The 22,624-nt window shown below is 61.0% G+C and carries 24 protein-coding genes and 1 pseudogene; 19 read left to right on the forward strand and 6 right to left on the reverse strand.

What is annotated here, in order from left to right:
* The 4 genes and pseudogenes from IF204_RS17955 to IF204_RS17970 form a co-directional block, all read right to left on the reverse strand.
* Positions 1-530: TAXI family TRAP transporter solute-binding subunit (locus IF204_RS17955; RefSeq protein WP_194098516.1), on the reverse strand; the 530-nt coding region annotated here is incomplete at its 3' end.
* A gap of 110 nt (positions 531-640) precedes the next feature.
* Entirely contained in the window at positions 641-1,621 is a 981-nt protein-coding gene (locus IF204_RS17960; RefSeq protein WP_194098517.1) for a LacI family DNA-binding transcriptional regulator, read from the reverse strand.
* 42 nt (positions 1,622-1,663) lie between these two features.
* The gene (locus IF204_RS17965; protein ID WP_194098518.1) at positions 1,664-2,095 is read right to left on the reverse strand and encodes a hypothetical protein; all 432 of its coding nucleotides are present in this window, start codon (positions 2,093-2,095) and stop codon (positions 1,664-1,666) included.
* 230 nt (positions 2,096-2,325) lie between these two features.
* Positions 2,326-3,397: pseudogene (locus IF204_RS17970) on the reverse strand (hypothetical protein).
* A gap of 226 nt (positions 3,398-3,623) precedes the next feature.
* Between IF204_RS17970 and IF204_RS17975 the strand changes: the two are divergent.
* The 4 genes from IF204_RS17975 (at position 3,624) to repC (ending at position 8,338) form a co-directional block, all read left to right on the forward strand.
* The gene (locus IF204_RS17975; protein WP_043754160.1) at positions 3,624-4,532 is read left to right on the forward strand and encodes a recombinase family protein; all 909 of its coding nucleotides are present in this window, start codon (positions 3,624-3,626) and stop codon (positions 4,530-4,532) included.
* Between the two features lie 342 nt (positions 4,533-4,874).
* The gene (gene repA / locus IF204_RS17980; RefSeq protein ID WP_043754158.1) at positions 4,875-6,074 is read left to right on the forward strand and encodes a plasmid partitioning protein RepA; all 1,200 of its coding nucleotides are present in this window, start codon (positions 4,875-4,877) and stop codon (positions 6,072-6,074) included.
* Entirely contained in the window at positions 6,074-7,042 is a 969-nt protein-coding gene (repB, locus tag IF204_RS17985) for a plasmid partitioning protein RepB (RefSeq protein WP_223229246.1), read from the forward strand. The genes repA and repB overlap by 1 nt, the downstream gene beginning before the upstream one ends.
* A gap of 240 nt (positions 7,043-7,282) precedes the next feature.
* Positions 7,283-8,338, forward strand: a complete 1,056-nt coding sequence (gene repC, locus IF204_RS17990; RefSeq protein WP_085870099.1) for a plasmid replication protein RepC — start codon at positions 7,283-7,285, stop codon at positions 8,336-8,338.
* Positions 8,339-8,512: 174 nt separating this feature from the next.
* On the opposite strand, the gene IF204_RS17995 is transcribed toward repC, so the two are convergent.
* Both IF204_RS17995 and IF204_RS18000 read right to left on the reverse strand, forming a co-directional pair.
* Positions 8,513-9,025: an RES family NAD+ phosphorylase gene (locus IF204_RS17995; RefSeq protein WP_043754138.1), complete on the reverse strand. Its 513-nt coding sequence runs from the start codon at positions 9,023-9,025 to the stop codon at positions 8,513-8,515.
* Positions 9,025-9,375: an MbcA/ParS/Xre antitoxin family protein gene (locus IF204_RS18000; RefSeq protein ID WP_027264271.1), complete on the reverse strand. Its 351-nt coding sequence runs from the start codon at positions 9,373-9,375 to the stop codon at positions 9,025-9,027. The genes IF204_RS17995 and IF204_RS18000 overlap by 1 nt, the downstream gene beginning before the upstream one ends.
* 444 nt (positions 9,376-9,819) lie before the next feature.
* On the opposite strand from IF204_RS18000, the gene IF204_RS18005 reads away from it, so the two are divergent.
* The 15 genes from IF204_RS18005 (at position 9,820) to IF204_RS18075 (ending at position 22,561) form a co-directional block, all read left to right on the forward strand.
* On the forward strand, positions 9,820-10,305 hold the full coding sequence (locus IF204_RS18005) for a hypothetical protein (RefSeq protein ID WP_043754136.1): 486 nt from the start codon (positions 9,820-9,822) through the stop codon (positions 10,303-10,305).
* Between the two features lie 40 nt (positions 10,306-10,345).
* Positions 10,346-11,284 (forward strand): ArdC family protein, encoded by a 939-nt coding sequence (locus IF204_RS18010; RefSeq protein WP_043754134.1) that lies wholly within the window; start codon positions 10,346-10,348, stop codon positions 11,282-11,284.
* 23 nt (positions 11,285-11,307) lie between these two features.
* Positions 11,308-11,517, forward strand: coding sequence for a DUF6330 family protein (locus IF204_RS18015; protein ID WP_043754132.1), 210 nt, complete (start codon positions 11,308-11,310; stop codon positions 11,515-11,517).
* Positions 11,518-11,605: 88 nt separating this feature from the next.
* Positions 11,606-11,995, forward strand: coding sequence for a DUF3768 domain-containing protein (locus IF204_RS18020; RefSeq protein ID WP_043754131.1), 390 nt, complete (start codon positions 11,606-11,608; stop codon positions 11,993-11,995).
* A 154-nt stretch (positions 11,996-12,149) separates the two neighbouring features.
* The gene (locus tag IF204_RS18025) at positions 12,150-14,132 is read left to right on the forward strand and encodes a ParB/RepB/Spo0J family partition protein (protein WP_043754129.1); all 1,983 of its coding nucleotides are present in this window, start codon (positions 12,150-12,152) and stop codon (positions 14,130-14,132) included.
* A gap of 76 nt (positions 14,133-14,208) precedes the next feature.
* The gene (locus IF204_RS18030) at positions 14,209-14,802 is read left to right on the forward strand and encodes a hypothetical protein (RefSeq protein WP_043872249.1); all 594 of its coding nucleotides are present in this window, start codon (positions 14,209-14,211) and stop codon (positions 14,800-14,802) included.
* The gene (locus tag IF204_RS18035; RefSeq protein ID WP_043872250.1) at positions 14,802-15,455 is read left to right on the forward strand and encodes a DUF6927 domain-containing protein; all 654 of its coding nucleotides are present in this window, start codon (positions 14,802-14,804) and stop codon (positions 15,453-15,455) included. The genes IF204_RS18030 and IF204_RS18035 overlap by 1 nt, the downstream gene beginning before the upstream one ends.
* A 124-nt stretch (positions 15,456-15,579) precedes the next feature.
* Entirely contained in the window at positions 15,580-15,906 is a 327-nt protein-coding gene (locus IF204_RS18040; RefSeq protein WP_005668772.1) for a type II toxin-antitoxin system PrlF family antitoxin, read from the forward strand.
* Positions 15,903-16,421: a type II toxin-antitoxin system YhaV family toxin gene (locus IF204_RS18045; protein WP_024099306.1), complete on the forward strand. Its 519-nt coding sequence runs from the start codon at positions 15,903-15,905 to the stop codon at positions 16,419-16,421. Before IF204_RS18040 ends, IF204_RS18045 begins: the two co-directional genes overlap by 4 nt.
* A 94-nt stretch (positions 16,422-16,515) precedes the next feature.
* Positions 16,516-16,680, forward strand: a complete 165-nt coding sequence (locus IF204_RS18050) for a hypothetical protein (protein WP_009819683.1) — start codon at positions 16,516-16,518, stop codon at positions 16,678-16,680.
* Positions 16,670-16,822 (forward strand): antitoxin PaaA2 family protein, encoded by a 153-nt coding sequence (locus IF204_RS18055; protein ID WP_043754116.1) that lies wholly within the window; start codon positions 16,670-16,672, stop codon positions 16,820-16,822. The genes IF204_RS18050 and IF204_RS18055 overlap by 11 nt, the downstream gene beginning before the upstream one ends.
* Positions 16,823-16,924: 102 nt before the next feature.
* Positions 16,925-21,187 (forward strand): strawberry notch family protein, encoded by a 4,263-nt coding sequence (locus IF204_RS18060; RefSeq protein ID WP_102875867.1) that lies wholly within the window; start codon positions 16,925-16,927, stop codon positions 21,185-21,187.
* Between the two features lie 121 nt (positions 21,188-21,308).
* Complete coding sequence (locus IF204_RS18065) at positions 21,309-21,695, forward strand: DUF6878 family protein (RefSeq protein ID WP_090525086.1); 387 nt, start codon at positions 21,309-21,311, stop codon at positions 21,693-21,695.
* A gap of 1 nt (position 21,696) precedes the next feature.
* Entirely contained in the window at positions 21,697-22,158 is a 462-nt protein-coding gene (locus tag IF204_RS18070) for a DUF6915 family protein (RefSeq protein ID WP_194098519.1), read from the forward strand.
* A 100-nt stretch (positions 22,159-22,258) separates the two neighbouring features.
* Entirely contained in the window at positions 22,259-22,561 is a 303-nt protein-coding gene (locus IF204_RS18075; protein WP_194098520.1) for a hypothetical protein, read from the forward strand.
* Positions 22,562-22,624 lie beyond the last annotated feature (63 nt).

The following is a 22,624-nucleotide window of genomic DNA, read 5'->3' on the forward strand; positions in this document are numbered from 1 at the left end:
GCGTTGGCCAGTTCGCCATTGGTGCCCCGCACCCAGTCCGGGGTAATCTCGAGAAGCTCGAACACCTCGAGCGAGGTGGCCTCGGTCGAAGAGCCGCGCATGCCGGGACCGAATTTCTGCCCCTCGAGCCCGGCGAGCTCGGTGATCTCGGCATCGCGGCGCACCACCACGTTCTGCGGTGCCAGCGAATAGGCCCAGAGCAGCTTCGACTCGACCGGACGGCCGTCAAACGACTTCACCCCGTTATAGGCATGATAGAGCGTCGAGGTGGTGATCAGGCCGATGTCCAACTGGTCGCGCGCCATCCGCTTGAGGTTGTCGACCGTGGCGCCGGTTTCCACCACCGAGGCCTGATAAGCATCGGGATAGGCATTGTTCACGATCTTCGCCAGCGAGGCGAAATAGGCGTAGTGCGCGCTTTGCGAATTGGTCGCGCCGAAGGCGAGCCGGGTCTCCGCCGCTGCCGGCAGGCTGGCCGCCAGACCGGCCAGCGTGAGTGCCGCGGTCGAAAGCAATTTGGTCACTGTCATGTCGAACCTCCCTTGAACATGAATCGCCCGACAATCGGGCGTCTGTCATGGGAGGAGCCACAAAACCAGGCGTCGTTGCAAGACCTGCCAAGCTCTATGAAATTTTTTCATCAGCCGCTTTCGCGTTCCTGCATCGTGCCCTGAAGGACCCGGATATCCCCCGCCTCGAGTGTCGCCTCGGCGCTGGTGAGAATATCGACTGCCTGCCGCAGCATCCGCCTCAGCGGCTGGCGCACGGTGGTCAACCGATAGGCCTCCCAAGAGGCCATCGGGATGTCGTCGAAGCCGATCACGGCGATATCATCCGGCACCGAGACCCCCTTGACCCGGGCCGCGTCGAGAAGGCCTATGGCCATGATGTCATTGGCACAAAACACCGCGTCCGGCAGCGGTCTCCGGGCCAGAAGCTCCTGCCCGACGTCAAACGCCTGCTGGTAGTCGAAACCGCCGTCGTATTGCTCGTCAATCGCCGTGCCGGCCACTTCAAGGTGGTCGCGAAAACCGCGCATCCGCTCGAGATGGGTCGAGGTATCCCGCCGCCCGCCGACAAAGGCGATTCGTTGCCGCCCCTGGGCCAGGAACCGCTCTGCGATTTGCCGCGCCCCGCCGTAATTGTCGCAGCAGACCGCCATCATGCTGCTGTCGGACTGCACGCGGTTCAGCAGCACTGCCGGCATTCCGTGCGCCCGGCAAGAGCGCGCCAATTGCGAGGTCATCGTCGAGCTTGCCAGAATCACCCCTTCGGTACGGAAATCCAACACCTGCCGTATCATCGTGTCGACCTCGTCAGCGGACGACACCACATGCACGATGGCGCGAAGCCCGCGCTCCGGCAACTGCCGGACCAGCTCGTCCACAGTGCCCGGGTAGAACGGATTGTGCAGCTCGCTGACCACCAGCGCGATGGTGTTGGTAGATTGTTGCGAGAGCACCTTGTCGACACTGCTGACAAAGCCCAACTCGTCGGCGGCGGCGAAGATCGCCTTGCGCTTGGCCTCGGCAATCGAGGCGTCCGCCCGATAAGCCCGCGACACCGCCGAAACCGACACCCCGGCCCGTGCGGCCACATCCTTGGCGGTGATCTTTTTCATGCTTTCAGTCATATCCCTATTTCAACTGAGCGTGAAATGTTTTCAACCAAGCATCGCCTGTTTCCGCGTCGGCAGCTGTGGCAGGGCAATCCGATGCCGCCCGACGATCCAACGCGGGCCGCGACCCTCGGGAGAAACAGGGCCGCGGTTCAGGTATCGCTCATACGCTGACAGGAAGTTTTCCTTGGCAGAATGGCCGTCTACCTGAACTTTGGCAGTCAAATTCTGCGCGCGGCGTAGCGATTTTAACTGGCGCCGGACGCCTGCATGATGATCGCCTGCCATCCGATCGACCTTGATGCTGACCGCGGCGTCGGGTTCCGCACCGCTCTCGTCCGCCGGCCCAGAGAATGGGGCGACGGCCCGGATGCGACGCTCGAGATGCTGGCCCCGGAATTGATGCCCTTGCCCACCACCCTGAAGCGCAGGCAAGTCTTGGGTCACACCCGGGGTTTTTGGTAGATTGCGAAGCATCCAGAGAACGGCCTTACCGTCCTACGCGTTCCGGATTGAGATCGGAAACCCGGCCGTTGCTTCCCCGAGGTCGGCTTTCATCAAACTGCAACCTGCATCTTGCACACGCGCCGAACTTCCGCTTTCCCGAAAGACTACCGAAGCTTTTGCAGCCGCAGCATGCGTCGGGTTTGGCTTGAAGAGCGGAAGACCTGTCTTGGCTTGGTTAGTATTGCGGCGACTGCGGTGCGTCAAACGGGCTTGACCGCGATCAGCGCCATTCTGTAGCGACCCTGCTGCGTCACCTCGTGGAACCGGCCTTTCTCTTCCATCCATGTTTCGTTGAACAGCTGCGCGACTTGCGCCGGTCAAGGTCTCAGCCATCGGGGCCGACACCAAAGGCCATTTGGTCAACACGGAGCGGAGAGCAGCAGGCGTGCGCCCGGAGAGCCGAGCCATCGCTGCGTCTGCCCGAGCCCCCCATGCGTCGATATCGTCCAGATGGCGCATCGCCGTCAGAACGGCACTGTTTAACCCATCCAGCCAGCAGGCCAAGCGCTCAATCGGCAAGCTGGAGGCACGCAGCCCCCCTGCCCCACCCATGGCCAGCGGCGCGAAGATGGCACCGCATCCCTCGCCGGCCGCGATCCTGGCTGCGGTGACGGCGGCTTCGATCTGATCGCCTTTGTGCCCGAGGCCGGCGAGGCGCCAGAGATGAAACCCCATGCAGGCGCTCGTGATCGGGTGGAGATCGGCCGCTGCCGTCATCACGTCACGCCATCCGCCCGCGCGATCATCGAAACGTTCGGCAATGTTCGCGAGCTTTTCGGGATCGCGGCGGTCCAGGAAGGCCGCCAGATCGGCCATCGGGCCCGGTCCTCCTGTCAGGCGACGCATGGCCCACCCGACCCGGGCAAAGGCATTTGAATCATCCCGCGCGCCCGACAGCCAAATGGACGTCCACAGCGCTAACCGATCAGAGCTCACTCGATCACCCGCGAACCAGCTGAGGTCGGCCGCCTCGATCAGAGCTAGCCGATGCCGCCAGCCTTCCGGGCCACGCAGCAGCCGATCATCCAGAGCTCCTAAGCGTCCAGCCACTCTTGCCAGTCGCGCAGCGTGAACGCCTTCTGCCTTTGCCCAGTCACCGATGACAGCAGTGTCTGGCGGTTCCGCCCGTGGCCCGGGAGGCAAATCATCCGGTTCTTCCTCGAGTGGCCCAGGCAGAAACCAGAGATGCTCTTCGTGAGCCTCTTCATCCTCCTCTATGGTGATGAGGGGATCGTTGAAATCATCAGTTAACGCGGATGCTTGGGGTTTCATATGTGCAAAATACTGTTCTTTTGCACATTACCCAAGTGATTTTGTGGCGGTTGCCTTTGCTCTTTATATAGTATGCGCGCGCGACTGCCGCTGGAACCTCTCAGATCGCGCTCAGCACTAGGAAACCAAGGGTTTTTGGACGAGCACGACGAGAGAGCACCTACTTGCATTCGTGTACAAACGGTCGTTTATTGATGATACATATAATTGCAAACGGCCCGTTTTCATGCCCCTGATAGGCTACGCCCGTGTTTCCACAGAGGATCAGACCCCCCTGCCCCAGTCTGAGGCCCTGCAGTCTGCGGGATGCGCCGAGATCTTTGAAGAGCACGCCTCGGGCGGCAATCGCGCGCGACCGGTGCTGGCACGCGTGCTCGAACGCGTCCAGAGCGGCGATACGCTGGTCGTTGTGCGGATCGACCGGCTTGCGCGATCTCTGTCGCACTTGCTGGAGGTGATCGAAAGACTGGAGGGAAAGGGGGCGTTCTTCCGCTCGCTCCAGGACCCGATCGACACTGCCTCGCCCCAGGGCAAGTTCACGTTGCAGGTTCTGGGCGCTGCGGCTGAGTTCGAACGCGCTCTGATCCGCGAGCGCACAAAGGCCGGGCTTGCCTCTGCGCGCGCCAAAGGGCGCGTAGGCGGCAACCCAGGGCTACGCGCCAAGGATCCCGCCGCGCTGCGCAAGGTGCGGCTGGCACGGCAGGACGGCTATATGGAACGCCTGAACGAGACCGCGCAGGATTGGGTGCCTCATGTGCGCCGCCTGCGCCCCGATATGGCTTGGGAAGACGTGCTGCGAATTATCAATGCCCCCCTGCCCCCAGATCACCATTGGACACAAGGCCGACTGCTCCGCGCTGTGAAGGCATATGTGCGCGACGGGTTCCTTCCTGCCGAGGTGCTTGGCCGCGCCGGACGCCGCGAAACCGATGACCGCCTGCCGGCCATCGTCGCAGCGATCAAAGGCGCGGACCCCGAAATCACGCTGCAGGCGATCTGCGATCGGCTAGAGTCGATGCGCGAACGGACCCCTCGAGGTCGTGCCAGCTGGCAGCCGTCTTCGGTCAAAATGTTGCTCGAACGAGCGGAGCGGCTTGGCCTAATTTCATCAGAATCGGCTCACTCCCAACTGTAACTAGCAGAGGCTCAAACAGCTGAATCTATCGCTCTAAACACCGTCAGAAGGTCAATTGTGCCATTGGTTGCATGGGTTTAGCCAATACCATCCAAACAATCCCCATGAATGGCTTGAAGCACGGTCTTTTGGATTTATCACCATAAAATCAACAACTTGCAGTTATCTTGATGTGACTGTACGTATTGGTGCTGTGGATAACTTTCACACTACATCTAGATTCTTCTTGCCGGACTCACTTGATCGTGGCATTCCCATTCTGACGGTAAAACGCGTCAGTCGCGCTGTACACCGTCAGAATGACCAAGAGCCTCAACAGAGGCCGAGAGTGGGCGGCAGGACATGGATGATCGTAACGTTGGATACGCGCAAGGCATAGGCTCTTCCGACATCGGAGCATTTGCCGACAATCTGGCTGAATCTTTGGATCGCCAGATGAAGATCGCTTTCGAGCCCGAAGAACGAAAGTCCCTGCGCCGATTCAGTTCTACCGAAGTTGCCAGCCTCCTGCGCGTTAGCACATCTAACCTGCGCAACCGGCACAAGGACGGCAGCTTCCCGGAAGTTCATACAGACAACCGCGGACACCGGTTCTACACAGCCCAAGAGATCGATAAGCTGCGCGACATTCTGGGGCGCACCGGAAAGAACGCAGAAAGCTACCGCCCCGGTCGACGTGAAGGCGATCGTCTCCAGGTGATATCTGTCGTCAATTTCAAAGGCGGATCGTCAAAAACAACAGCAACGATCCATCTTGCACAACGGTATGCTTTGCGAGGTTACCGAGTGTTGGTCTTGGATCTCGATCCGCAGGCAAGTTTGACCACCTTTTTCGGCTTTCGGCCAGAGCTCGAGTTCGCCGAAGGCGGCACAATCTATGATGCCCTGAGATATGAGGAACAAGTTCCGCTCTCAGCCGTCATCCAAAAAACCTACTTCCATAAGCTCGATATGGTCCCAGCGGGCCTGATGCTCTCGGAATACGAAACTGAGACGGCAAACGCCCTCGCCCGCCGGGTGCAACCCATATTTGCGGAGCGTCTTGCCTTAGCGCTTGAGGAAGTAGAGGCGAATTACGACATCGTTCTGATCGACTGCCCACCTCAACTTGGCTTTCTGACCCTAACGGCGTTGGCAGCCTCGACGGGACTCCTAGTAACGGTCGTGCCTGGCATGCTCGACATTGCTTCAATGAGCCAGTTCCTGAAACTTGCTTCGGAAACGGTAAAGGCTGTCGAAGAAGCCATTGGCAGGCGCGTTACATGGGACTTCGTAAAGTTCTTGATCACGAGATACGAGCCGTCGGACGGGCCTCAGACCCAGATGGCGGGCTACCTGAGATCGATCTTGGCCGGACAGGTCATGACTGAGCCAATGCTGAAATCTACAGCAATCTCGGACGCCGGTATGACCCAGCAAACCGTCTACGAAGTTGATCCGAGCCAATTCATTAGAAAAACGATTGATCGCGCTCTGACCAGCGTGAATGGCGTTGGAGATGAGTTGGAACAGACAATCCAAATGGCATGGGGGCGTCGCTGATGGCCCGAAATATCTTCAATCAGCCTCCAAAGGACGAGAAGGAGAGCGCGGCCCCCTCCCCTACCCCGCCAAAAGCAGCAAAACTGCCAGGATCTGTTGGCGGATTGCGCGACTCTTTGCGCGAGATTACCGCGAATTCGATCCGTGACATCGAGCCCGATCAGATTGACATGGATGGTCTGCGCGATCGGTTGGTGCTGGAGGATTCCAGTATTGATGAGTTGGCCGAAAGCATTCGCAAGCATGGACAACAAGTACCAATTATGGTCCGTCCATCAGCGCAACCGGACAGATACCGTATCATCTACGGACGACGCAGGCTCGCAGCGATCCGCATGGTCGGCGGAACGGTCAAGGCGATCGTTCGAAGCCTGGATGACGACGCATCTCTGATCGCACAGGGCCAAGAGAACAACCTCCGACTAGACCCGTCTTTCATTGAGAAATCTCTTTTTATCAAAGAGATGCAGGAATCAGGTTACAAGCCAAACGTCATTCAGGATGCTCTCGGCTTGACACGGCAGGGCGTGTCCAATCATCGCGTCGTCATAGAGCAACTGCCAGAAGGGCTTGTACAGCTGATCGGGCCGGCACATGGCATCGGACGACGGCAATGGGGTGACCTGGCCGCTTTGTCGAAAAAGATAGATCTGGTGAACACAGCCAAAGAGGTGATCGCCGCCCTGCCCGACGACACTCCAAGCGCGGATAAGTTTCAGGCAGTCTACTCGGCTTGCTCGAACAAGGCGCGTAGCGACAAGAAGCAAGCCAACCGCAGCCTAACGTCCGTTGTCAAAGATGGGGACGGTAGCTCTGTGGGAACGCTGACAGTCGACCAGAAAACGATCGCTATCAAGATCACCAAGAAGGACAACCCAGAATTCGGCCAATGGATCGAAGAGCGCGCGGAGGCAGCGCTTTTGAAGCTCTTCGAACAGTGGCGGAATGAGAGCGGCTCTGGGTCCTAAGCCCCGAGCCACACAGAGTAACTCGAGCAGAGGAGAAAAGCGAAGACCAGAAAGAAAAGAGCCCCCCAAAGTTTCCCCTGGAGAGCCCTCATCATTCGATTAGCACTCATGATGTAGCAACCTCCAGCAAACCGGTCAAGAGTCACCGATTCGGTGGACGGGTTTTTATTGCCTTTTTCTGAGCGAAATCTCGGGAAGAGACTGGGAAGTTGTGGGCCGAACGGTCGTCGTGAAGAAACCATGGCATTTACAAAACTATCGATCAGAACCGCTGATGCTGATGCATCACGCGGCTCAATTTCTGCGGCTGAAACCGACATCTGGACCATCTTCAGGGCACTAAGAGATGCACGTAGCGTATTCGGTCTGCGTCCTGGCCATATCCAAACACTTCAAGCCATGCTCAGTTTCTTGAAGCCCGGCCATGGCGAAACGGTTTTCGCGTCCAACGACTCGATTTGCCAGCGCGTCGGCGGAATCGACGAACGGACACTCCGCAGGCACATCAACCGCTTCGTCGAACTCGGGTTCATCAAACGCAATGACAGCTCGAACAGAAAGCGCTACCGCGTTCGCTCATCCAGCGGGGAATGCATCAGCTATGGACTGTCTCTAACCCCCCTCCTCCAACGTGCGAGCGAGCTTATCGCCATCGCACATGAGATGGAAAATAACCGGCGGGATCGGATATTTGTCCGCAAACAGATCCTGACAAAGCTCGCCCATTTGGAAGAGCATGATCCCAGCAACACATTCATCAACCACGCACGGAGAGCTCTACGCAGGAAGCTGAGCCTTACCGAATACCACGCGCTGCTCGCCGACACGGACAAAGAATGCCAGACTTTGTATACCCCAGATAACCCACCAGAAACTGTGGAATTGCCCGCCAATGACGGACAAACTGTCCGGCACCAATCTATGTCTGAAGAAGAAAAAAAAGATTTAGATAGCAACACAGGCAATGAAGCTCTGAAACCAGACTTGCTAACCTCAGTCTGCGATCAAGCGACATCGTTCTCCACAGAGAGACTTAGAGACTGGTTGGACATTGAAAACCATGCTCGAACTCTTGCACCCATGATGGGGATTCACCCAGAAACATTTGAGAAAGCCAAGAATGCAGTAGGAGCTCAGAAAGCGTCATGCGCGATCTTCATCATGCTACAACTTGGACAACGCATCAGGGATTTTGGAGCGTACTTTCACAGTATCACCTTGGGCCAACGTCAAGACCAGTTTGATCCAGTGGCTTTGATCAAGCGTCTATCCAAAACTGCTATGCAAACCGCCTAGTGTCCACCGCGGTGGACGTCTGGCCATCAACTAGTCCAATGACGCGCGGTCTCGCCACATGCATCAAAGCGACAGAGCCAAATTCCACTAGGGCGATACTACACAGTCAATCCATGTACCTCCGACCCGCCGATGTCCACCGCGGTGGACAGATCCGGCACCAAGTCTCACAACTCACATGCGCGACAGCCGCTTTTCGTCATCCACCACTTCCAAAGAACCCTTGTTGGCAGTCCAGGCCCACAGGACGATGTTGAAGTCCGTTGATGACGCACCCTTCGCAAAGCTTTGGATCAGAAGCCCCGCAAACCGATCTGCTATAAGGGCGCGTGCTAGCTCCTGTGTCGGTACCAATTGGCCATCGAGCATCTTCATGCGCCATGCAGAGTCGGCAAGCATCGCCTCGGTCACACCATACCGTTCGAGCTTGTCCTGATCGCGGGTATCGAAAATAGGCCCAAGGTCGGCTTTGTAGGACACCAGGATCGTGGGTTGCAGGCTGCCTACCTGGTTGGCTTCTCTAAGAGCGGTCGCGGGATCCAGCGAGGTGTAGAGGGCAGGGGTGCCCTTGGCGTTAAAGCGCCCTCCATAGAGTTCAGCGCCTCGTCCGGACAGAGGTTCACGCGCATAGACCGGGTTCAGGGCGCGATAGAGTGGCCCTGTGTAGCGTCCATCTTTCAGCGGCATCAGGCAAAGACGCCCGCATCGACCGCATCGATGTATTCCAGAACTTGCTGAGCTTTGCCTTCCTGCACCAGCTGCATGGCTGTCCGGCCATCAAAGCCGGGCAGGGGCTCTGACCGGTACCATGCATAGGCCATCAGTTCCGAGCCGAAGCGGGGCTCAACTTTGTTCAGCACTTCTACCAATTCGCGCAGGCGGCGCTGCGTCTTGTCCGAACCGATGCGGGCTCGCCTCTGCAACGCGTCTTTGCCCAAGCCGACGGTCAATGCGATCTCTTCTGCTGATGTGCGTAGCACCGCGGCGATCTTGCGCGGTTCGAATTGCCCAGCTTCAGCAAAGTTCGTGATGTGCATGATCTATGCTCCTACGGTGATACTGACGGTATATAGCGGCAAAATCGCTGAAATTCAAGCTGACAGGAGGCGCTGCGCCTTCGTTTCCCGTGCTTATCCGTAACGCTGCAGTGCTCTGAACGAAGCAAATCCTGATCTTTGGGCCTGAGAGGTCACCGTTGGAGCGCTTTTGCCGATCGAGAACGTCAGATAAGCTATTGATAATATGAGAAAGACTGCAGCAGTCGGGCCGGAGTTGCCGATATGGCTTGCCGATCTTGGATCGAAACCGCCACTTACTGCATGCCGTCACTGGGGTCCGCGGTGGTGTCGGACCCTCGGCCGTTACCCCGGACCAGTTGGCTGCTGAAAAGTAAAAGTGTCCTTCGGGTTTTGTGACTGACGGATGAGGGCCTTTGGGGTCCCTCGGATGGGTCCGGACCGGATTCCGGTCTGTCTTTCCTAATGAAGGGCATTCTAATGGAAACAGGTGTCTTGCGCGTGCTCCGCACAACCGCCGCCTCCTGGTGGCGGCATAGAGAGCTGCGCAGAACTGGCCAGACGGCGCTATCGCGGCAACTCGAGCGCGAGACCGTCCTGCGCGATCTTGGCTACCTCAGGCAGGCGGCATTATTGCCAAACGCGCATGTGATCTGCGGGGAGGGTGGGACGTTCCTTCATCTCGGCTGGACCACAGTGTCGACTTTCGCGCCGATCGAACGCTTTCCCTTGGCCGCTCTTGCGGTCGCACGAGGGACCCCGTTCATCGATATCCGACCCGTCACCGATGTTATCGCATTCGCGAACTTGCCGCGGGTGGCGCGGGACAGATCTGTCGATCCTGACCTTTCAGGTGCCGGCAGGTGCGTCTCGCTGACCACCTACATCGACACGGTCGAGCGGCTCGGCGCGAGGATCGTCAACGATCCGCGGCCCCGTCAGTCAATCTGATCACCACTCCCTCTCACAAACATTCGAAAGGAGGCCAGCCATGGCCCGATCCCCCACGCCCAAATTCGATGCCTCCGAGGTCATCACAAACGAAATCATCCGCATCATCGAGCGCGGCGTCCTGCCGTGGCGCAAGCCCTGGACCGCAGGCGGCAGCTCACGCCCCCTGCGCGTGGGCGGCGAACCCTACCAGGGGGTGAACAACTTCCTGCTGACGATGCGGACCGTGATGGCGGGCCACAGCTCTCCCTTCTGGATGACTCTGCCTCAGGCCAATGCGTTGGACGCAAAGGTCCGCAAGGGCGAGAAATCCTCTGTCGTCGTCTATTACGGCCAAAGCCGGAAAGACGCGGGCGGCGAGGACGACCGCAGCGATGGCGATGATCGCTCCGAGGAAGCCCGCATCTTCCGCTTCCAGAAATCCTACCGCGTGTTCAATGCCTGCCAGATCGATGGCCTGCCCGACAGCTTCTTCCCAGACCCGGAGCCCGCGCCCGAGCATCCGCCGTCCGAGCCCATCCCGCACATGCAGGCGTTTTTCGATGCCATCGACATCACGACCGTCTTCACGGGCACGGAGGCGTACTATTTGCCCCCCGTGGACAAGGTCTACATGCCATCCATCACGCGGTTCCAGGACCCGCGCAATTTCTACGGGGTCTGGGCGCATGAGCTGGCCCATGCCACGAAGGCCCGGCATCGACTGAACCGTGATTTCGGGTTCTCGAAGTTTGGCAACACCTCTTACGCGCGCGAGGAGATCGTCGCGGAATTGACCTCGGTGTTCCTGGGTCAGACGCTCGGCTTTACGGCGCATACGCTCGAGATGAATGCTGCCTACCTCCATAACTGGTTGCGCGTTCTTCGGTCGGACAAGGGTGCGATCTTCAAGCACGCCGCGGATGCGCAGCGCGCCTGTGATTACCTGATCGCCAGATCGGAGGCGGGCAGGGCAGGGGGCCGAGCCAAGGCCGCCTGACCACAGGGAGAACGGAGACGCCCATGTCACGTAAGGAACCCAAGACGCTGCGGGTGGCCTGCTTCAACGACGGCCGCCGCAAGATCATCACCTTCAAGCACGGCGCCTATTGGTGGAGCCCGTCCGAGGGCGCTTATCCGCTCTCGGCGGCACTTGAGACCATCAAGCACCAAGGCGGCTGGATCGAAACCATCCCCAACCCGAATTACAGACCCAAGCGATTGTTCGGGTAGGGCCCCTTCTGCTTCTGTCCTGCCGCCAGGGGGAAAAAGAAAAAGCTGGCTTTTGGAAGGGTGTTTCAACTTCTCAAAGGAGCACCCCATGTCCATGACAGGACAACCCCAGACAGACCGCCCTGATCCGAGTGTGATCGCAGCGCAGAACGACGCGTTTCGCAAGCTCGCGTGCCTCGGTGTGCCAACCGCCCAGTCTATTCAGGGCCGCATGCATGTCACCCGCTCAATTATGAATGCCGGTGACGGCTTCATGGCCGAGGCGGTGAAGGCCACGGGCATGTTCGAGACCTTCGAGCCCGAGAACGATCCCGAAGGATGGCATGATTTCGGGGCGGTCGAGGTCCGCGGCGAGACCGTGTTCTGGAAACTGGATTTGTACGAAGCGGATTCCGACTTCCGCTATGGCGCCGAGGCCCCGGACAATCCCGCCACCACCATGCGCGTGCTGACCATCATGCTGGCGCGCGACTGGTAGGGGAGGGGACACCCCTCCTGACAGCCCAGGCGATGAAGGCCCGCTGACCCCTCAAAGGGAGAGTGGGCCTTTTGTTGTGGTGATCCCTGAAGACGGGGATTGGCCGCGCATCTGAATGCGCGGGCCGCTCCAAACCCACCGAAAAGGAAACGCCATGACCACAAGCTTCAAACCCGTCTCCGTCGCCATCGGCGATCTGGTCTCACATCCCGCCAATGTGCGCAGCAACTCGCCGGAAACCTATGATCCTGAGAACATCGCCCATCTGAAGGCAAGCATCGCCGTTCTGGGTCTCCTGCAGCCGCTCATGGTCCAGAAGCTCGACGGCAAATATGCTGTCCTCGCCGGTGGCCGTCGGCATGCCGCGCTGAAGGAGCTGGTCGCGGACAGGGCCGCGAAAGGCTTCACGGCGAAGGCCAAGATCGACTGCCGTCTTGTGCCAGAGGATTGCGATGTCACCACGGCCCTGTCGCTCGCTGAGAACATCACCCAGGCGCCGATGAATGCCATCGACGAGTTCGAGGCTTTCGCGCGGATGATGGAGGTCGACGACCAGACGCCCGAGACGATCGCAAAGACCTTCGGCACCACGGTGGCGGCCGTGAAAGGCCGGTTGCGCTATGGCCTAATCCACCCCGACATCCGCGCCGCGGCCCGGGCCAAGACGATCACGCTCGACACGATGAAGGCCTTTGCGGAGCATCCGAGCCAGGAGGTGCAGCGCGAAGTCTTCGAGGCGCTCACCAAGGAAGATAGCTACCTGCAGGCCTATACGGTCCGCCAGGCGCTCAAATCCCGCGGCGTGCAGGTCAGTGACGATATCGGGGCCTTCGTGCGCGCGGACTACGAGGCGCGGGGCGGCGCTGTCGCCGCTGACCTTCTGGAAGAGCATTCCGTGCTCGAAGACGCCGCGCTGGTCGAGACCATCCTGCTCGAGAAGCTCGGTGCCGCCGCCGAAGAGGCCCGCATAAAGCTGGGCTTTGCCTGGGCCGATGCCATGGTCCGCTATGATTACGCGACCATGGCCGACTACGGCCGCGTTTATCCCGGCCCGATCGAGCCTGATGAGGCTGCGCAAAAGCGCATCGATGAGATCACCGCCGAGCTTGAGAAACTGCAGCTCGAGATGGAGGATGAGGGGCTCGAGGACGGTGCCTACAACGCGCTTTACGAGCGCGTGGACGCCTTGGAAGAGGAAGCCCGCGACCTGCAGGAGGCCTACAGCGCCGAGGACCTCGCGCGGTCTGGGGTAATCGCGTCCTGGTCGGGCGGGCAGGTGACCCTCCATGTTGGCCTCGTCCGCCCGGAAGACACCGTCAAAAAGGAGGGCGCGCGCGGCTCCTCGGCTAGCCCGACCGGGGAGGAGGCCCCAGACGCCGGCGAAATCACCTATCCGGCCTCACTGGCTGAGGACCTCAAGACCGAGCGAGCCATGGCGCTTGGGGCCGCGATGGCGCTGCATCCGGAAGCTACGCTCGATCTGACGCTCTTCAAGCTGGTGAGCGACGTTCTGGCCAGCGGCATGAGTGTCACGCAGGCGATCAAGATCGATGCCCGCAAGGAATACCGCAGCCATGCCAAGATGGACGAGATCGACGCAACCTCGCTCGAGCAGGTGGCGGCGGCGCATGAGGCGCTGGACCTCTCCTGGCTCGATGACACCCGCGCGCCCGCCGATCAGTTCGCGGCGTTTCGCGCGCTGGAGGCAGGCGAAAAGGCCAAGCTCGTGGCCTATGCCACGGCCAGCACCACGCAGTCCTGCTTCGCGCGGGACCGCCAGCGCGACAGCCTGATGCATGCGTTCGAGATCGAGATCATGCCCGACATCCGCTCCCACTGGACGCCGAATGCGGCGCTCTTCAACCGCTTCAAGAAGGCTTGGCTCCTGAAGATCCTCGGCGAGGATCTGGGTCTCGCCCAGGAGGCGGTGACGCTGGCCTCGTCGAGCAAGAAGGAGATCGTCGCCTTTTGTGACAAGCTCTTCGCCGAGCCCTTCGCCACGCTCACGGACGCGCAGCGCGCTGCCGTGGCCGCCTGGTGCCCGCCCATGATGCAGACAGCCGGTGTCGCCTGTGATGAGGCGGAGCCCGCGGCGGAAACCCCGGAGCCTGACGGCGACATCGCGCAAGCGGCCTGAGTCCTCACGCGACCCGCGCGTGGACCATGCCGCCCGCGCGGGTCGACCCTTCCAAACCGAACAGAAAGACATCCCCATGGCTATTCTCAAGTTCTCTGCGTCCGCTGTTGCGGCGCAGATCGCCCATGCACGCGCCTGCAAAACCTTCCTGCCCAACTGGAACGGGCCCGTGGACAGGCCCGCCCTGATCCTCATCGTCGGCAATGGCGTGCATCTGCGCTCAAACGGCATCGATGGCACGACCACCCGTATCGTCACCACCGAGCAGGCCGATCCGTCCTTTGCTTTCGCCGATGGCATGAACCCGTTTCGGGACACCGACTGGATGGCGCAGCGCCGCATGGCGTTTCGCGATCTGACCGGCCAGTTCTACACCGACATCCTGGATGACGTGCAGGTGCTCATCGACCGGGGGCGGGGTGCGATCCGGCTCGCCACCGATGGCCACAGCATCCGCGTCCTCAAACGCCGGGCCTCGGACTATCTCATCGGCGGGACCTACGAGGTGCCCTCGGGCCTCGGCGGCACCTTCCGGGTCATCCTCAAGGATGCCTGCGACACCTTCGCGATCGTGCAGAACTGCGGCAATTGCGAGGATTTCGACGCCATGCAGCCCTACCGCGTGCCGCTCGATGCGCTGATGGAAATCGATGACCGGAGGGCGGCGTGATGGGTTGGCTCTTCTACACCGACGGCCGCGTCCAGACCTACGCGGATGAGAAAGCGGAGATTGCCCGGCTCTGCACCTCTCATGGCGAAAGGCGCAAGACGGAACTGGTCAAAGCCTGCAAGGTGGGTTCGACTTGGTACGCGGCGGCAAAGGTCACAAATATCGACGGCACCCCTGTCGAAGACACGACCTATGTCACCGATGCGGATGGCTCCATCACTTTCGCCGCCGTATTCCTTACCCGATATGATGACGGCTGCTGGGGCTACAAGGACATGGAGGAAAGCGCGGGACCGGTCGAATCCCGCGCGCCACTGAGCCTATTGGCCCTGCTGTCCGAGCTGAAAGACCCAGACAGCTATGCTCATGCCTGGCGCCAGCGCTGCCAGGACTGGGCTGCGATCCCGGACTACGAGGAAGGCGACAAGATCAAGCTCGCAGCACCTGTGACGCTCACCGATGGCAGTACCTGCCAGATTGTCACCGCGACCCACTACAGGCGCGGGCGGCAAAAGCGCCGCTGCTACCGCATCGAGGAAACTGGTGGGCTCGTACGCCTGTCGAAGGCCTCGCTTGCGGGCTCGGAGCTGCTCAGCTCCGCGAAAGGTGCGGCTAGCCCGGTGCTGGCGGAGTTCCTGGCGGGGCGAAATTAGGTCCTGCGCCGGACGGTTCATCGACCTGCCCGGCGACAGCAGATGCTGCGGCTTGTCTTGACAAGGCAATGCAAATGCATTACCTATCGCGGGCAGCAAAGAACCTTTTCTTCAGGAGACTGCCATGACAGCCCTCGCACAAGATGTCTCGAAACTCACGGATCGGTATCAGACGACCGTGCCGGCGGGTGTGCGCAAACAGCTCAAGCTGGGCAAGGGCGACCAGATTCGTTACTGCACCGAGCCGAGTGGCAGGGTCTATATCGAGCCCGTGCGCAGCGACGAGGAAGATCCCGTGCTCGGAGCCTTTCTCGATTTTGTCGAGGCCGATATCAAGGCGCATCCGGACCGCATTCGGGCTTTCGATGGGGCTTTGCATGACCGTCTTGCAGCACTGGTCGGAGACGTTGATGTCGATCTCGATGCGCCGCTATCGCTCGAGGATGAATGAGCGGCGATAGCGTGCCCGCCCAAGCGCCCCTTGTCGTGAATGGATGGTCGATTTATGCGCACCCACTCTTTCTGGACCAGCTCGAAGGGCTGGTCGAGGAGGTAGAGGCGCGTAAGGCTCGCGATCCCAAGACCTGGCACAAGAAAAACCCGACGAAACGGCTGGCCGCCATCTTCAAGCTGGTCACCGAGGCCATACCTGCAGATCCGGGTGCCGCCGCCTTCCGGCAAGGCGGCACACTCGGCGATCACCGCAAGCACTGGTTCCGGGCGAAATTCTTCCAGCAGTATCGGCTGTTCTACCGGTTCAACAGCGATGCGAAGGTCATCGTGGTGGCATGGGTGAACGACGACAAGACCCTGCGCGCCTATGGCAGCAAGACGGATGCCTATGCGACGTTCAAAGGGATGCTGGAAGATGGCAACCCACCTGACAATTTCGACGCGCTCTTGAAAGAAGCTGCAGCGGCAGGCAAGCGGTTCGAGAAATCCCTTGAAGCGGTGCCCGATCGGTAAGTGGGCCAGCTTGCTATGACCCTTTGGCATTATCATTTACGACGCCACGCTCGAAGATGTAGCATCGGCTGATAATGCGGTCGGAGAAAGCACAATGAATGAGACGGAAAAGGATAGGCAGCACCTCGGTCTAGAGGAGCAATGCGCGCCTGACCTGACGGGGCACCGTTTCCCAATTGCTGTGCGCGTTGCAGACATGCCCGATGACCTCGGCAAGCTGCTGGATATCGGGCTCGAGGAGCATTTCCGTGGCCGCTGAAGCGAATTCTTATGACACGTGGTTTTGCGCGCAGGTGCAGGCCGCGCTGGAGGATGCACGCTCGGGAACATCTCAGGTTCAGGTGATGCAGGCCGCACAGGCATTGATTGATGCGAAGCGGCAGGTCGAACCCAAGTCCTGACCAAGCCTTTGAGGTCGGCGCGGTCTGACTACGTCACCCTGAAAAGCGAAAGCGGGCTTTTTGTCCTTTGGAACTCAGACCCTGATCCAAAGGAAAATCCCCATGTCCAAACCCAGAACGGCCAACCCGGCTCTCGCAATCTCCGAAGCCGATCTCGCCTCTGCCCTCGCGCAAATCGGCACGGAGGTCGATGACCAGCCCCTGCGCAGTTCAGCGCTCGCGCGTATCATGCGCGAGACGTTTCATGGCAGCGATGCCGGTGGCGCCTGGGACTGGCGCATGGCCTATGACATGATGCAGGCAGCGGCTGTCCAGGTGCTGCTGCGTGGGAACGGCGCGGCAGGTGACACCGCCGCTGCAAGGCTACTTGCCTCACGGCTCCTGACGGAAACCCGCCGGTCAGAGCAGCAGATCCGGCTACAGCAGTTTTCCACGCCGCTGCCATTCGCGGCGCTGGTTTTGCGGGCCGCGGCGATCCGCAAGGGCGAGACCGTTCTGGAGCCCTCGGCTGGCACCGGTGCCCTGGCTGCTTTCGCCGCCCGGGCCGGTGCCACGCTTCTGCTCAACGAGATCGACCCCTTTCGCCAGCGCCTCCTGCGCGCGGTTTTCGGCGGCGAGGTCACAGGCCATGACGGCGAGCATATCGATGATCTGCTGCAGACGCCGGTTCTACCCGAGGTCGTGGTGATGAACCCGCCCTTCGCCTCCTCGGTCGATCGCTCCCGAGACAAGCACATCGCCGCCAAGCATCTCATCGCGGCTGCAAAGCGCCTGGCACCCGGCGGGCGGCTGGTGGCGATCATGCCGCCGGGATTCACGCCCGAACGCGATGCCGCGCATTGGTCCCGCGCCTGCGGTCTCCTGACGCCGCGATTGGCGCTGACGATGCCGGGACAGGTCTATCGCAAGCTCGGCACCTCTGTCGAAACCCAGCTCATGATCTTCGACAAGGTGCAGGAGGATTGCGAGATGATCCGCGCCGTTGTGTGCGATCTGGATGAAGCCCTTCCTTTTGTCGACGCCGTGGCCGCAACCCGGCCTGAGATGCACCCCGCCCAACGGGCAGCAGCGATCCCGCACATTCGGCCGACCGTTCCATCCTCTGCTCCGCGCAAGACCGCCGCTGCGCCTGTCGCCGCCTCCAAGCCTCGGGCCAATGCCGTTGTCCCGCTAACTTTCACGAGCTTTGATATCCCGCGCGACAACACGCCCATCTCGGACATCTATGCGCGCTACCGTCCGCAACGGATCGAGATCGCGGGTGCGCAGGAACATCCCACCCCGCTCGTCGAGAGCATCGCCATGGCCTCGGTTGCCCCGCCCATGCCCTCAAATACGGGTCGTGATGACTTGCGCCTGCCCGCACGGTTGGTCGAGGAGGGTCACCTCTCCGAGGCGCAGCTGGAAACCATCATCATGGCGCATGACGCCCATGGGCGCGACCTGCCCGGTCGGTTTACCATCGATGACGACCAGACCAAGCTGACGCGCGCCGATGATGACCCGGATGCACGTGCCTATCGCCTTGGCTATTTCCTCGGCGACGGCACCGGTTGCGGCAAGGGGCGCGAATGCGCGGGGCTCATCCTTGTCAACTGGCTGGCCGGGCGCAGGAAGGCGATCTGGGTCTCCAAATCCGCCACGCTCATCGAGGACGCCATCCGCGACTGGACCGATCTCGGCGGCTCGCCCGCCGACATCCAGCCGGTCTCCAAATGGAAACCGGACCAGTCCATCCCGATGGGCGACGGCATCCTATTTGTCACCTACGCCACGCTGCGGTCCGCGGGCAAATGCGGCACCACGCGACTGAGCCAGATCCTCGCCTGGATGGGCGAAGACTTTGAAGGCGTGCTGGCCTTTGATGAGGCCCATGCCATGCAGAACGCGGCCGGGTCCGAGCAGGGCAGGGGGGTCAAACCCTCCCAGCAGGGCCTTGCTGGCCTCCGGCTGCAACTGGCAGCACCCCGCGCTCGCGTCTTCTACATCTCGGCCACGGGTGCGACGAGCGTCCACAACCTCGCCTATGCCGCGCGGCTGGGGCTCTGGGGGCAGGGCCCCGAATACCCCTTCCCAAGCCGCGAGAGCTTCGTTTCTGCGATGGAAGCCGGCGGCGTGGCTGCCATGGAGGTGGTCGCGCGCGATCTCAAGACGCTCGGGCTCTACACGGCGCGTGCCCTCAGTTTTGATGGGGTGGAGTATGACGTGCTCGAACACGCGCTGACCCCGGCCCAGATCGAGATCTACGACGCATACGCGGGTGCTTTTCGGATGATCCACCACAATCTCGAAGCGGCGCTGACTGCGACCGGCGTCAACGACGCCTCGGGGGAAACTAATGCGTCGGCCGCACGCGCCTCGGCCAAGTCCCGCTTCGAGAGCACGAAGCAGCGCTTCTTCAACCATCTCCTGATGGGCATGAAAGCCCCGACCATCATCCGTGCGATCAAGGACGACCTGGCGGCAGGCAATGCTTGCGTCATCCAGGTTGTCTCGACAGGCGAGAGCCTGCTGAAGCGTCGGCTTGAGGCGATGGACCCGGAGGATGAACTCGTCGAGGGTGCCTTGACGCCGCGCGACTATGTTCTGGGCTACCTCGAACAGGCCTTCCCGATCCATGCGCAAAAGCTCGTGGAGATCGACGGCAATATGGTGGCGGAACCCTTGCGGGATGAGACCGGGGCGCTCGTTGTCTCGCGCGAGGCGCTCGCTTTGCGTGACGCGGCCATGATGGAATTGATGACGCTGGCGCCGATCCCCTCGGCGCTCGATCAGATCCTCTGGGCATTTGGCGATGAGGCCGTGGCAGAAGTCACGGGGCGGTTCATCCGGCCACTCAAGGCCGAGGATGGCCATCTCTTCATCGAGAAGCGCAGCGCCAGCAGCAATTCGTCCGAGACCCAAGCCTTCATGGACGGCGAAAAGGATATCCTGATCTTCTCCGACGCGGGCGGTACGGGCCGGTCCTACCATGCGGCGCAAACCGCGAAGAACCAGAAACGGCGGCGGCACTATCTTCTGGAGCCCGGCTGGCGCGCGGATGCAGCCATCCAGGGGCTCGGCCGCACGCATCGCTCGGCCCAGGTCAGCGCACCGTTCTTTCGGGTCTGCACCTCCGATGTGCATGGCGAGAAACGTTTCACCTCGACGATCGCCAAACGCCTCGACCAGCTGGGGGCCCTGACCAAGGGCCAGCGCGAGACCGGCTCGCAAGGCATGTTCCGCGAGGAGGACAATCTCGAAAGCCCGATCGCGCGAGCGGCGCTGCGTGGGTATTTCGCCGATCTTGCCGCCGGGCGCGCCGAGGCGATGAGCTACGAGAGCTTCACCGACTGGACGGCCCTGCGGCTGATCGACAAGGACGGGGTGCTGCTCGAAGAGCTTCCCCCGATCCAGCGGTTTCTCAACCGGGTGCTTGCCCTTCCCATCCACATGCAGAACGCGCTCTTTGCCGAGTTCATGCGCCGGATTGCCGATCAGTCTGAGCGGGCGCGCGCGGCGGGCACGCTCGATCTCGGCGTGGAAACCCTACGTGGCGAAAAGATCGAGCAGGTCTCCACCGAGGATCTCTGGACCTGCCCGAAATCCGGCGCCGTGACGCGGATTATCGGACTTGAGGTGACGGACCCAGTGTATGTCCTGGTCGCCGAAGAGGCCATATCGCGCAATCCCGACAAGCTGCCGATGGTGAATCGCGCCTCCGGTCGCGCGGCGCTCATCTCGGCGCGGCCCATGCAGATGTATGACGAGGACATTGTCACGCTGATGCGCAAGGCGGTGCGGCCAAACGGGTCGAGCTATCTCGAAGAGGCACGGTTTGAGTCCTCGGCTTGGGAAGAGATCGACAGGCCCGAATTTGCGCAGATTTGGGAGGCCGAGGCTGCGTCCCTGCCAAAAACCACCACGACCAAGCTCTACCTGCTGACCGGGCTGCTGCTGCCGATCTGGAAGGACATTCCGACCACCAATGAGCGGATCTACCGTGTCACGCCAGACGGGGCGACGGCCATGATCGGGCGGACGCTGAGTGAGGAAGGGGCGGCCTCGCTGCGCGCCCGCTTCCTCGTCTCCAATCCGCAAACGCCACAGGAGATGTTGACCGCCGCCCTCGGCACCACCGCACCTGTCGATCTGGGCCGGGGTCTGACCCTGACCCGTCGCCGGGTCGCAGGCGAGATGCGCCTTGAGTTGGGCGGTGCGGATCGGGGCATGATCGATGGCCTCAAGGCGCTCGGCTGCTTCACCGAGATCATCGCCTTCCAGTTGCGTGTGTTCCTGCCGCATGGGGACGGGATCGACACGGGAAGCATTCTGGCCCGGATCGTGGGGCAGCGAGTCGCCAAGGTGGCAGAACAAGCCGCCTGAAAAGTCAAAGCGAGCTTCCGGTCGGGCGGCGTGGATGGGATTTGGCCGATCTGCGCTTTCCGGGCGCGCGCTGACCAATGCCAGGCCCGGCCCCCCCAAATTCAGATAAGAGGACAGACCCATGACCAATCCCCAGATCGACTATGCCGCAATGGCGGCTCAGTGGCGTGCAGAGCGCGAAACCACCTTGAAGGCATCCAGAGTGGAGCTGCTCGCGCAACTACGTGCGCTTGGCATCAGCGAGGTCGCTGTCGAATACGAAGGCTATGGCGACTCCGGCAATGTCGAGGATGTGACGGTGCAGCCTGCAGAGGTCCAACTGCCGGAGCCGCTTGCCACAGAGGTTGGCGACTTCGCCTGGTCGCTCGCCTATCACCATCACCCGGGGTTCGAAAACAACGAGGGCGGCTACGGCACGCTGACCTGGGACATCACCGCCGACAGTGTCACCTTGGATCATGCGGACCGCTACGTTGAATGCTCGCATAGCTATGACGAGGGGCTGTGAGATGGCGCATCCGCTTCATCATGCCGAAAGCTCGGCCCGGAAATTCGGCGGGGTGCCGTCTGACTATCAGGCTGTGCACGATTGGTTTGACGCCTCGAAAGAGCATCTCGCGCTCTTCACGCACCGAGCCATGCGCCACCACGCTCAAGGCCTGTTCGAGGCCGAACGTGTCTTCGGCCTGACCCTGACCAATAGCGCAGGTCGAGAGATCCCCGTGCGCTGGATCGGCGAGCAGCATGTCCGCGAAGACTGTCAGGGCCGTATCCCGAGCATGGCGGACTGGCTGCGACGGATACAGCCCGAGCCATGGATGGCCAATGGCCACATCGACCGGCATTCCGGCTCCGAGCCCTGCGGCGACCCAAGGGTTGCCTGGGCCTCCGAGGTCGCCGCCGGAAGAACGGTTCTTGGTCTGAAGGATTGGATGGCGGCGCACGCGACGCAAGCCACGCAAGTTGCCTGACAGCACTCGGCCGTTTGCCAAACGAATACTGCATGGAAGCCCGGTCGGACGATCGGGCTTCTTGCGTCGTTTCCCCACCATTCTTCGTAAGGAGGATCGCATGACACTCGATGAAATCAAAGCTGCGGTCGATGCCGGCCAAACCGTGCATTGGGCCAATACCGGCTACGTTGTCCACAAGGACCGGCTCGGTCAGTACCTGATCAGCTTTCTGCCGAACGGCAGCTGCATCGGTCTGACCGACCGGGGCAGGCATCGGTTGAACGGCAAAGAAGCGGAGTTCTTCATCGCGCGATCGGAGGACGGCGCGGAAAATCCGGGCAGCCAATCAAGACCAGACGGGCAGGAGGGGGGCGTAGCATCCGGAGGCGCGGGGGCACTCCCACTCGGACGGCAGATCTGACCCGTGGGCGGGACTGAAAGGAAAGCAGGCTTTCTGATTTGTGATCCCTCAAGGGGTCGAGAA

Source organism: Marivivens aquimaris (genome assembly GCF_015220045.1).
Lineage (GTDB): Bacteria > Pseudomonadota > Alphaproteobacteria > Rhodobacterales > Rhodobacteraceae > Marivivens > Marivivens aquimaris.